This window comes from Burkholderia sp. Ac-20379, assembly GCF_017104645.1.
Taxonomy (GTDB): Bacteria; Pseudomonadota; Gammaproteobacteria; order Burkholderiales; family Burkholderiaceae; genus Burkholderia.
On the sequence record NZ_JAAGPF010000236.1, the window covers coordinates 1 to 11,575 of the forward strand.

The 11,575-nt window shown below is 57.9% G+C and carries 9 protein-coding genes and 4 pseudogenes; 9 read left to right on the forward strand and 4 right to left on the reverse strand.

The window, feature by feature from the left end; all coding sequences use genetic code 11:
• A pseudogene (locus G3N92_RS24055) lies at window positions 1-1,199 on the reverse strand (DNA mismatch repair protein MutS); the annotation flags it as partial.
• A gap of 542 nt (window positions 1,200-1,741) precedes the next feature.
• Here G3N92_RS24055 and G3N92_RS24060 point away from each other — a divergent pair.
• From G3N92_RS24060 to G3N92_RS24090, 7 genes and pseudogenes are all read left to right on the forward strand, one after another.
• Window positions 1,742-2,251, forward strand: a pseudogene (locus G3N92_RS24060) (late control protein); the annotation flags it as partial.
• Between the two features lie 76 nt (window positions 2,252-2,327).
• On the forward strand, window positions 2,328-2,612 hold the full coding sequence (locus tag G3N92_RS24065; protein ID WP_206130085.1) for a phage holin family protein: 285 nt from the start codon (window positions 2,328-2,330) through the stop codon (window positions 2,610-2,612).
• Window positions 2,609-3,109: a glycoside hydrolase family 104 protein gene (locus G3N92_RS24070; protein ID WP_206130087.1), complete on the forward strand. Its 501-nt coding sequence runs from the start codon at window positions 2,609-2,611 to the stop codon at window positions 3,107-3,109. The genes G3N92_RS24065 and G3N92_RS24070 overlap by 4 nt, the downstream gene beginning before the upstream one ends.
• Window positions 3,106-3,600, forward strand: a pseudogene (locus G3N92_RS24075) (DUF2514 family protein). The gene G3N92_RS24070 and the pseudogene G3N92_RS24075 overlap by 4 nt, the downstream one beginning before the upstream one ends.
• Window positions 3,601-3,767: 167 nt before the next feature.
• Window positions 3,768-4,502 carry a DNA adenine methylase gene (locus tag G3N92_RS35070; protein ID WP_241014993.1) on the forward strand — a complete coding sequence of 245 codons (735 nt, stop codon included), beginning with the start codon at window positions 3,768-3,770 and terminating at the stop codon, window positions 4,500-4,502.
• Between the two features lie 4 nt (window positions 4,503-4,506).
• Window positions 4,507-5,571, forward strand: a complete 1,065-nt coding sequence (locus G3N92_RS24085) for an ATP-binding protein (protein ID WP_241014994.1) — start codon at window positions 4,507-4,509, stop codon at window positions 5,569-5,571.
• Window positions 5,562-6,047, forward strand: coding sequence for a hypothetical protein (locus G3N92_RS24090; RefSeq protein WP_206130090.1), 486 nt, complete (start codon window positions 5,562-5,564; stop codon window positions 6,045-6,047). Before G3N92_RS24085 ends, G3N92_RS24090 begins: the two co-directional genes overlap by 10 nt.
• 251 nt (window positions 6,048-6,298) lie before the next feature.
• On the opposite strand, the gene G3N92_RS24095 is transcribed toward G3N92_RS24090, so the two are convergent.
• Together G3N92_RS24095 and G3N92_RS24100 are read right to left on the reverse strand one after the other, a co-directional pair.
• The gene (locus G3N92_RS24095) at window positions 6,299-7,012 is read right to left on the reverse strand and encodes a hypothetical protein (RefSeq protein ID WP_206130091.1); all 714 of its coding nucleotides are present in this window, start codon (window positions 7,010-7,012) and stop codon (window positions 6,299-6,301) included.
• Window positions 7,013-7,052: 40 nt separating this feature from the next.
• Complete coding sequence (locus G3N92_RS24100; RefSeq protein ID WP_206130092.1) at window positions 7,053-7,727, reverse strand: hypothetical protein; 675 nt, start codon at window positions 7,725-7,727, stop codon at window positions 7,053-7,055.
• A 326-nt stretch (window positions 7,728-8,053) separates the two neighbouring features.
• Here G3N92_RS24100 and G3N92_RS24105 point away from each other — a divergent pair.
• Window positions 8,054-8,808: pseudogene (locus tag G3N92_RS24105) on the forward strand (transposase).
• A 601-nt stretch (window positions 8,809-9,409) separates the two neighbouring features.
• Here the strand turns inward: G3N92_RS24105 and G3N92_RS24110 are convergent.
• Window positions 9,410-10,228, reverse strand: coding sequence for an FkbM family methyltransferase (locus G3N92_RS24110; RefSeq protein ID WP_206130093.1), 819 nt, complete (start codon window positions 10,226-10,228; stop codon window positions 9,410-9,412).
• 544 nt (window positions 10,229-10,772) lie between these two features.
• On the opposite strand from G3N92_RS24110, the gene G3N92_RS24115 reads away from it, so the two are divergent.
• The coding region (locus G3N92_RS24115) for a YjbH domain-containing protein (RefSeq protein WP_206130094.1) at window positions 10,773-11,575 on the forward strand (803 nt) is incomplete at its 3' end.

Here is an 11,575-nt window from a genome sequence, read left to right on the forward strand (position 1 = left end):
GCGATCCGCGCGCGCAGTTCGGGCAGCGACGCGAACGTGTCGCGCAGGCTCGACAGGTCGCGCGGGCGCGCCGACAGCAGCGCGAGGCGGCCCGTGATGCGTTCGACGTCGGCGATCCGGCGCAGCGCGCTGCGCAGCGTTTCGAGGTTCGCGTCGCCCACGGCTTCGAGCAGCACGCCGATCGCCTGCTGGCGGCCCTGCGCGGCCACCGAGGCGCGCGGCGGGTGGTGCAGCCAGTGGCGCAGCAGGCGGCTGCCCATCGTCGTGCAGCAGGTGTCGAGCAGCGAGTAGAGCGTGGGCGATTCGGTGCCGCGCAGCGTTTCGGTCAGTTCGAGATTGCGGCGCGTGGCCGGATCGAGCCCGATATATTCGGATTCCGTCTCGACCTTGAGGCTGCGCACGTGGCGCAATTGCTGGCCTTGCGTGGAGGCCGCGTAGAGCAGCAGCGCGCCGGCCGAGCCGCAGGCGCTCGTCATCGAATGGGCGCCGAAGCCTTCGAGGCTCGCGACGTCGAGCTGGCTGCAGAGGCGCTGCGTGCCCGAGGCGATGTCGAAGTGCCAGGCCGGCACGCGCGTGACCGCGCCGGCGCCGGGCGGCACGGCCTCGATGGCGGCGTCGGCCGCGAGGATCTCGGCCGGGCGGATGCGTTCGAGCGCGGCGCCGAGTTCGCCGGGCGCGATTTCCGCGAGGCGCAGCGCGCCGCTGGCCAGGTTGAGCCACGCCAGGCCGACGTTGGTGAGCACGCCGCGCTTGTTGTGGCCGAGGCTCAGCGCGAGCAGGAACACGTCGGCCTTGTCGGACAGCAGCGCCGCGTCGGTCAGCGTGCCGGGTGTGACGACGCGCACCACCTTGCGTTCCACGGGGCCTTTCGACGTGGCCGGATCGCCGATCTGTTCGCAGATCGCCACCGATTCGCCGAATTTCACGAGCTTCGCGAGATATTGCTCGAGCGCGTGATGCGGCACGCCGGCCATCCGGATCGGATTGCCGGCTGAGGCGCCGCGCTGCGTCAGCGTCAGGTCGAGCAGGCGCGCGGCTTTTTCGGCGTCGTCGTAGAACAGCTCGTAGAAATCGCCCATCCGGTAGAAGACGAGCGTATCCGGGTGTTCGCTTTTGATGCGGAGGTATTGCTGCATCATGGGCGTGTGGCCGGCGAGGGTCGCTTCGGATGGTGCATTAGGCTGCAATTCTGTGCTCATTCAATTACTTGCGAAAAATCGTGTTCGGACATTTGCTGCGGTTTTCATTGATATTCCCCGGTATCAAGGGGGAACATCGGTTCTGCAGCGCTCTGCGGCTCACTATACGTCGGTCGCAGTCCCATTGGTCATTGGCCAGACGACAGAGCCTCTCCAAGAAGTGCATCCGGAGGCATGGGTGCCGTCCATTTTTCCGGGGCATCCAATAGTCAAGAGCGAGCAAACTTAGTCAAAGCAGACCTCAATCCGACGTGGATCAAGCGCCCCAGACTCGCCAGGGAGTCCACCGAAGAGGTGGACAGGCCTTCAGGCGAACGTCGAAAACAAGCCCTACATTCTATGGGATTCAAACCGGGATGCGCCTCCGGGTTTGGGCGTGAGGGTCGCGGGAAAGAAAACGGGTGTCTTCGGTGCAAAGTCGACTAAGTGTCGATCATGCCGAGAGTGGGCAACATTTGATCATGGGCCTGCGTGCACGAAGGCTGCCGAGCTTGCGAGATCGCAGGCGTCTGCGCAATTGGGGACGTGAGAAATTGCAGCGCGGTGGCGGCAAAAGCGCAAGCGGCAAGGCACTTCTGGTCGCGACGCGGACGCTTGATGCACTGATGGACTACGACATTAACTTCCCGGATCGAGTGAGCTTCGCAGCCGTTCGCGCGAAGGTGCATGACCACAAGTCGGGAAAGAAGATCGATCTCGTGATCCCGAATCCGTATGCGCCAGTTCATACCGAACGTCATGCGTTCGCGAGCAATACAGCGGCCAAATCGGCGGCGAAATCGCATCTAGCCGCACTCAATCGGGCCACGTCCTCGAGCCGGCTTACGATGCGCGGCCGGGCGGATCTGTCGACGGAAAAGACGATTGCCCTGAAGGGCTTCAAGGCCGGTGTGGACGGCGAGTTTTTGATCGAATCGGTGGAGCACACCTATGCGTCTCGAGGCTGGCTCACGGTCGTCACGTTGAATGGAGGGAACAAGGGGAAGGCGAAGGTCGGGCAGGGGAAGAAGAAGGGCAAGAAGATCGATCTGGTGGTGCCGTGGCCGAAGTAGCGTACCGCGCACCGTATTTCAGGCCGCTCAGGGGCAACCGGAGCGGCCTTTCTTTTTATCGGGTCAAGGTGAATCGATGCAGGACCACGAAAAGACGATTCTGGAGCTGGTCATCATGGGTGGATTGATTGGAGTGGCGAAGGTGTTGGTCGGCAGCGAGCCGTTGACGCTTCGGCTGGTTGCGGGGCGGGCCGTGCTTGGCTCGGCCACGTCGATGTTGGCCGGGCTGGCGCTGGTGAAGATCCCGGATCTGCCGCCGATCGCGCTGCTCGGTATCGGCAGCGGGCTCGGCATTGCCGGCTCGCAGTATCTGGAGGTGCTGCTGCGCCGCCACGCGAAACGCATCTTTGGGGAGAAATGACGACGGCTCGAATCCATGTTGCCGCTGCGGGCGGGATGAACCGGGTGGCGTTTCTCGATGCCATCGCGGTGAGCGAGATCGGATCGGCGCTGCTGGCCAGATCGGATGATGGTTATAACGCGCTTGTCGGGGCGGCGGCATCACGGCCACTGCTGTTCTCGGATTACGGGAAGCACCCGAACGTTCTCAACCGGCAGATCCGGGTTCCGTCAACGGCGGCCGGGCGGTATCAGATTCTGTCGCGGTGGTGGCGGATCGACCAGGCGCAGATGAAGCTGCCGGACTTCGGTCCGGTCTCGCAGGATCGGTATGCGTTGCAGCAGCTTCGCGAGCACAGAGCGCTGCCATTGATCGACGCAGGTCGGTTTCGTGAGGCGGTGGCGAAGGTATCGAACGTGTGGGCTAGATTGCCTGGGGCTGGGTATGGGCAGCACGAGAACGGTATCGAGCAGTTGCTGGCAGCGTATCGATCCGCCGGCGGAGAGATGACTACATGACCTGGATAGATCCACGGATCTGGCTGCTGGTCGTTGTCGGCGTGGTGGTTGGCTCGGCCTGCGGCTATTCGAAGGGGCATCGCGATGCGGATCAATCCGCGAAGGTCGAAGACCAGGCTCGGCAGATTGCCAATCTCACGAAGGAGCGAGACGAATTCGATCGCCGTTTGGCGACACAAGGGAGGATTGCAACCGATGCTGCGAAGGAACGTGATCGCGCTCGTGCTGATGCTGCTGTTGCCGATGGCGCTGCCGACCGCCTGCGCAAGTAGGTTGCCGCGCTTGTCGTCGAGGCTCAGCGTGCCAGCGCTTCCGCCGGAAGCCCGTCAACCGGCGACGCCCTCGATCTGCTTGCCAACATGTTCGGCCGGACTGACGAGCGCGCGGGAGCGCTGGCGAGAATCGCTGACGAGCGAGGTGCCGCCGGGAAGCAATGCGAGCGGAGCTATGACGCGCTGATGGAGGAGGCTACTACTGAGGTTAGGCAGTAACGAAATGATCGGAGCCTGACGGGTTCGAACGAAACAGGGCGGCCGGGAGAATGTTAGAGCATTTCCCCGGCCGCCTTTCCACTGTGCGTGCCAGTGAATCAGCCAAGGCCCTGCTTACCTACGTAGGCGCGCCGAATTCTACACGAAGTTATCGAGCGGCTTTCACAATGGCAAAACCAATTATTCCGCGGATCGGCAGCAAGCGCCGGCTTGCGACGCCCCTCCTGCCGCGCTTTCCAGCCCACAAAACGTACGTCGAAGTTTTCGCGGGCGGCGCTGCGCTGTTCTTCATGCGGCCTCCAGCCAAGGTCGAAGTGATCAACGACGTCAACGGCGAACTGGTGAATTTCTATCGCGTCGTGCAGCATCACCTGGAGGAGTTCGTCCATCAGTTCAAATGGGCGCTCACGAGCCGCCATGTGTTCGAGTGGCTGAAGGCGACCGCACCTGAGGCGCTGACGGATATCCAGCGAGGCGCGCAGTTTGACTACCTACAGAAAAGTTGCTTTGGCGGGAAGATCGAGGGTCAAACGTTCGGAACCGCGACCACGATATGTTGCCGGGCGTCGGCAGCGTCTACAATTGCTATCAGTAAGGTCGCGAAAAGCGTGGGCGCGGCTGGGCAAGGCACGTGCAAGTCTGTGCCGCACATAGTGCATATACGTAAGGTCAAAGTGCGGCGGGCTCGAATCGAAATGTCCGCTTGCGGTACGCTTCGGAATTTCCAGCTCCATGCTCGGGTACAGTTCGGTGGTCATGTGGCATTGCGATGCGGCGAAGTGATGGTGTCTAAGTTGCTTCCTCTTGGCGATACTTTGCTTAATTTTTTGTTATCGGTAGATTTAAAATATTATGCTGCAACGATTCTACGTAAACAATTTCCGTTGCTTGGAAAATTTTGAGTTCATGCTGCGCGGGAACCCATCGGCGCTCTTGATTGGTAAAAACGGAAGTGGTAAATCAACGCTGCGCTCCGCTTTTAAGGTGTTTCAATCCATTGGGCGTGGAATAAATCGTGTGGGTTTGTTGGTCACGCCCGAAGATTTTGGTTGGGCGCGTCGACATATTCCGATGCGATTCGAGATGGTAGTCGAATTGGGTGGCCAAGTATTCGACTACACGTTGGTTCTTGAGTTTCCTGAGAAATTTAGTGAGCTACGTGTTGTTGAGGAGTCTCTTTATGTTGATGGCGATGCTGTATTTACGCGTGACCATGCGCGTATTATGGTTCATCGAAATATAGAGGGGTGGGAGGATGGTAAATTCTCCTTGGATTGGCATTTGATTGCTTTGACGGTAATTCAAGATCCAGTCGCTTCGGATATTTTGACGAAATTCAGAGATTGGCTGGGTCGAATGGTTTTACTTGTACCAATTCCAAAGCTGATGTCTGGTGAAGCCAAGGCTGGTACTATGGGAATTGATGAGGATGCGTCAAATTGGGCGGATTGGTTATCCGGGTTGCTGGATAGCTATCCTGCGGCGTATTCGATAGTTAGTCGCTATCTGTTGCGGGTGATGCCAGATATTTCGGATTTTCGCTTTGAGAGAACGGGGACGGGTACTAAAGTTCTGAAGGTCGGTTTTGAAAGTGAAAAAAACCATTTTGAATTATTCTCTGATGTTCTCTCGGATGGCGAGAAGTGCTTCTTTTTGTGTGCAGTTGTTTTGGCTGCAAATAAATTTTATGGTCCGCTTTTCACATTTTGGGATGAGCCAGACAACCATCTGTCGCTGAATGAAGTAAGTCGATTCGTTGTTCAGCTGAGGAGGGCATTCAAAGAGCAAGGGCAAATTGTGATGTCCTCTCATAATCCAGAGGCTATACGTCGATTTTCAAGCGACTCAACGTGGGTTGTAGGTCGAAAGGGGCATCTTGAGCCCACGAGAATTCGCGTTCTTATGGATATCGAGCATTCAGGAGAGTTAATCGAAAGCCTGATTGAGGGAGATTTCGATTCGTGGCTGTAAATAAATATAAGCCACACGTTTGGGTGGTGCCCGAGGACGACGCTAATCGTGAGCTGGCGAACGGATTTGTACTGCAGTACTCTGTCAACGACGAGTGTATTGATATTCGGCCGCCGTCCGGGGGGTGGCCGAAAGTTCTCAACGAGTTTACCGAAACTCACATTGCCCATTTGCGAAATCTTCCTCACAGGCATTTGGTTTTATTGATTGACTTTGATGGAAATTTTCAAAATCGGCTGCAGTACTTTAAAAGTCAATTTCCTGTTGATATTGCTGATCGTGTTTACGTTCTTGGAACTCTTATTGAGCCCGAAGACCTGCGTGTCGATCTAGGGCAGAGCTTAGAGGAGATCGGTGAGCAGTTGGCGGATGCATGTGCAAACAATGTCGACGGCCTGTGGACTCATGGGATGGTTCTGCATAATGCCAGCGAGCGCGCGCGGTTAATGGCTTCGGTTAAGAACTTCTTGTTTTGACTTGGTATGTGTGATTGTGTGGGTGATTTCGAGCGAACGGGATCGATCGAGGATCGTCGCTCGGCCAGTTGCCGCACGACCGGCGGTTGCTCGCCACGAGGAGACACTTGCCCTACTAAGATGGACAGCTCGAAGTCGATCCGTTTCGGTCATTCACCCATTTGGACTCTGGACAAATTTTTCGAAATCACAGCACTTGCGTATAGGCTTGAACATAGGTGCCGAAAACATTAAATTCTGGACGTGCGTGATTATCTGAGATATTTGAATGGTGCAAGTAGGATCTCCGCTTCCATATCGCTCAAATAATCACGAGTCAAATGTTTGAATTTATCTGGATCATCTATTTTTGAAAATCTGACAAATACATTTCTAACCTCCTTTAGGGTAGTGTCGGGGATCATTTTCGCTGCAGAATATGCTTGAAAATATTGAGTGTGGAAGGCCTTAATTGGGGATGTGGTAGGAATTTTATCGCAATATGAGCTGATGTATTTTTCATAAATCTGCTCCGCAAATTTTACGGCGACTCCTTCCTCAAGGGCACTGACTTTTACATTGCTGCTGCGCACATTGGTAACAGGATTCAGTAAATGTAGAGATTCATGACAGATATCATAGAAAACTTCCTCCCAACTAACGGCAAAGGTTCCGATCGCTATAACAACAGCACCATCATCACCAATTAAGGGCATTATTTGCGAATTGGGATGAGACCAAAAACGAGGGAATGGATCAAAGCTTGTGTCGTCGCCAGCTCCATATAGTTGTTCCGCCGTTCCTAATGCTAACGCCACCATGGCATTGAGGAACATCCGATTTCCATTCGTTTCATCCCGGGGGTTCTGGGTTAGATCGGAGCTGGCTGATTTAATCTGTGCTCTGAGGTGATCCTTCACTTGATCCGTACATTGATCATTTTTAAACTGCTCTAGTAACTGTAGCAGTGCTGTTTCTATTGTCATCAATTTCTTCCGCCTCGGTTGAGATTCGAATCACTTTATTTTAGACGATGGCTTGGCCATTACAGTACGTTCCCAGAGTGATAAGGGCATCGACACTGACACATTCCATTGCGAGAACCTCGTTGCTCTCGATCAAGCTTGTAGTGGTGACAAATTTTTCTGTTGCTATGTCGTAATTGCGCGTGACAAACCGATGAGCAACGTTTCCGGCGAACGATTGTTTCGCTAGACACCACTTCCCATCCAGTTCCTTCCAGACGTGTTGGGTATGCGAACGCAGATGCTGTTCGGACACGTCAATTGATCCGTCATCAAGGACGGAAAGTGAGACGTCCACTGGATGAAAAGATGTCGAGGTTGCCATAGCATCAGCCGTAACCTGAATTGCGTGAGTTCCTTGAGAGCGTTCGGAAGCGATGCACAGCCATCGCATTATTTCCGCAACGCCCGAACTCCCGGTTTCAGTTTCGAAAATGGCAGCTACAACCCCGACGCCCCCAGCTGCTGCCACAAGTCGCATGCTTGCCGGGAGTTGTCTGCTGAAAAGTGTTCTAGCTCGCTGTTCTATCGACAAGTTAGTCCATGCTTCGACATTCGATTCCGTTGTTTGCGCGTGGGCTTCCAGAATTTTCCTGGAAGCTGCTGCCTTTGTTAACACAAAGCTTGAAACGGCCCATTTAATGAATTTTCGACGAGAAAGCGATTCGGACGTCATTTGATGTTAGTTTCCTTGTGATGCACCGATACTACGCAAGTGTACTCGGTTCCTGCGGGGCAACAAATCAATCACTGCTTCCCGATTCGAAACGGTCACCCTTATAGGCATAGGGTTATACATCCATCTTGTGCTCCTATAAGAATCAATGACTTACGACGATGAGCCAGAACTAGCCGGGCACCGCTCCAAGCAGCCGTTGCAACCATGAAGCTCTTGCATCCGGGGCTCTGGGAGATGTGCTTAAAATTTAGGCAAAAGATGCGTATAACGCAATGCCTTATAGGGTGTTATGCACTTTTCCCAATCGTATCCGTCTAAGGCGGATGGGGAAACGAAAGTTGTACCGGAGCGACTTAACGGGTGAAGAATGGGACTTCGTCGCGCCCTATCTGACCTTAATGGAGGAGAACGCTCCGAACCGGCAATAGGAGCTGCGCTAGTTGGCCCGAGCAGGTGCGTCGTGGCTTGCCGCTGGCCAATTTCTCTCTGTGGGAAGCTGTGTATCGGCAAACACAGCGATGGCTTCGCGCCCGCTTTTTTGAAGCGATGACAGTTGATCTGCGTTCGATCTCCGTGTCGCGTGAACCCAGTTAAGGCCAGCCCAGCGCGGTCATCCCGGACGGTCGAACGTTGCAGTCTACATGCGGGAGCGGTCCACGCGCGGGATTCGACGGCTACAAACGCAAGTGCGACAGAAAAGTGCATATCGCTGTCGATATGTGGGGCGTCTGTTGGCGGTTCATGTCACGCCGGCAGACGAGCGGGAGCGCGCTCAGGTTCAGGAGTTGGCGTAGCAGGTTCAGCAAGCGACAGGAAAGACGGTGAGCTCGCTTTCACCGATCAGGGCTACACAGGCAACGAGGCTGCAATTGCGGCGAGCGACGAAGGCATCGAGTTGGAGGTGATCAAACTGCCCGAGGCAAGGAAAGGCTTTGTGCTCCTGCCAAGACGTTGAGTAGCCGCGCGCAGTTTTGGCTGGCTAAAACGCTTTCATCGGCTCGCTCGTGACTACGAGCGTCTGCCGGAAACTTTGGTGGGTTTGCACTTCGTTGTCTTCGTTTCGTTGATGCTGGTCTGAGCGGCCAAGTATTTTGAAAGCGCGTAATACGCTCTAGCGGCTTCTCGACGCATCGACTGGTCGGTTGCTCATGGCCAGTCGCCGCTCGGCGACAATAAATACAAGGCACTACTCTCACCTTGCGCGAGCCATTCGTCGACGCACCTCGACGATGAGCCGATGCACAGCGTGATCATTGACAGTTCAACGCGCGGCATTGTCTCCCATGCACGAAAGGCAGCTGGGCAGTCGGAAGCGGACGATTTAGCCCAAAGGACGAGTGGCGGCAACGGGTCATTAGCGACCGATCGTCAAAAAAGTAAGCGTAGATTTTAGCGTAGGTTTGTGTGCGGAGCTTTGTCAGGCAAGTGGAGTATGCCCCTGCATCATGGGCGTATGGTTCGCGGTGACGTCGGCGGGTTGCGTGCTCATTTGACAGGCTGAAGTGGCTTTGGTCGTGGAATTTACCAGCAGGGGGCGGTGGCGGCCGGCGAGGCTGGCCGTTTGGCAGAGCGTGAAACGGCCACAGGGCATGGTCCTGGAAAGAGGGCTGGCAGTAGTCCGGCAACCGGTTTTGTCCGGCAGCGTAATCCCCCGGCCCAGCCCTCCACCCCCACCCCCCTCAACCCGCCGCTTCCCGGCAAAACGCAAACATCGGGCTGGTGTGATGGTGATCCTCGCCCGGCTCCGCATTGACGTCCACGAGCGTCAGCTCGTAATCCGACTTGCGCAAGAACGCGCGATACCCAAACGGATGCGTCGCCTTCAACCGCTCGGCGAATGCGTGCCGCAACTCGCCATACAACTCGGCGATGACGACGCGCGGCGGGCACTGCGCGAGCGTATCGGCCGCCCCGATCAGCGCATCGACCTCCGCGCCCTCGATGTCGAGCTTCCAGACGTCGAACGCGCCGTGTTCGGCGCGCAGGGCGTCGATGGTGGTGGTCGGCACGTCGATCCGGTGATGCGTCTCGCCGAAGATGAACGGGAACAGCGCCAGCACCTCGTCCTTCAGGCTCGAGCCCTGATTGTGCGCGAGCGAGACGGTCATGGCGGCCGTGCCGGACGCGGACGACACGGCCTGCGGCACGGCCGCCACGCGATCGGCGGGCAGGGTGGCGAGCCGCGCGAACAGTTCGGGGATCGGCTCGGCGGCGATCACGCGCCGCGCGCCGGTTTCGAGCAGTTCGAGCGCGGTCACGCCGATGTTCGCGCCGGCGTCGAGCACCTGATCGCCGGCCCGCACGAAGCGCCGGAACAACGCGCGATCGACGTCGCCCTGCGGGTAACGGATGGTCATCAGCAACGACGCGGCGTAATAGCGCTCGTGCCGGTTCGCCAGATCGAACGTGATCGGGATCCCGCCGATCTCGAAGCTCACCTTTCCGCTGTCCCGGATGCTGCCCTCGATTTCCGTGTACAGCACTGCTTGCGTCGACATGGCCTGGCCTTCCGTCTGATGAGTAAGAGTGGGCAAGCATTATGACGCACGCCCATGGCGGCGCCGTGCCCCCGATGTCACCCGCCCGCCCGTAACGCCCGCCCCGAACGTCACGTAACCGGAACATCCCAGCCACCCGCGTGCCGTCGCGTGCGTCCCCGTCTTCGCAATCCTTCGTCGGCCGTTCCTCTTCCGGAAACGGAAAATTTCAGCCTGAGCGATTTGTAAGCAATCTTTGGATTTTGGAACGCTTCTTGCTGCGTTGCAGCGTCGCGTGTGTGGCCGGGGGATGGACGCCGCAGCGACGGTCTGACAGCAGGACTGCAGCGACGCCTGGCGCGGGTGGGGCCGGTGCGGTGCAGCGCGAATGTCGTCCACGCCGGGGTTTCGGGCGGGGTTCACCAGGTATCGAGCCGTATTTCCCTGCAACCGTTCACCGGATGCAGGGCGGCCGCGTGCGGTTTGCCGCCGCGCGGGGCGGGGCGCGATGGCGGCGGGCGGAGGACGGCGCAGCGGCGATCACACGTCAACGATAGCGACAACAATGACCTACAAAAATCGAAAGAAGCTGGCCGGCAGCGGCCTCGGGGTATTCGCGCTGGGTGCGATCCAGGCGTTCGCGGCCAGCGCCGCGACGGCGGCGGAGCCGGCGCTGTCGGCGCTGGGGCCGAGCGGCGGCCTGGTGATTCCGTACGGCTTCACGCTGCCGCAGGGCACGTTCGAAGGCCAGTACAACGACTATATCGACCCGCGCTTCGGCCGCACGGCCAGCAAGGCGGACGTCGCGTGGGCGGGCATCGGCATCCTGCCGTACGTGGAAGCGACGGGCGGGCTGGTCAACTACACGGGCAACGTGCGGCCGGTGTTTCCGGGCGCGGAATCGATCGTGGTGCGCCACCTGATGGCCAACCTCAAGGTGGCGGTGCCGAAGTTCTTCCGCTATCAGCCGGACATCGCGTTCGGCATCAACGATATCGGCGGCCAGACCCACTTCTTCCGCGCGAAATACGGCGTGATCTCGCAGGCGCTCGGCCCGGCGACGTTCACGGTCGGCTACGGCAGCGGCGACCGGCTCGACGGCGCGTTCGGCGGCGCGGAGCTGAGCGTGTTCAACACGGGGCTGTCGCTGCTGGTCGAACACGATTCGCTCACGCCCTACGCGGGCATCCGCTATCACTCGCCGGGCATCCGCTGGCTGGCCGACGCGAGCGTGGTGGCGACGCTGATGCGCTCGCTGAAGGACACGCACGGCGTGGCCGAACGCACGTCGTTTTCGGTGGGCATCCAGATTCCGCTCGGCAAGCGCTTCGACGCCGCGCATTGCGCGAGCGCGCTGTGCGACGCGCG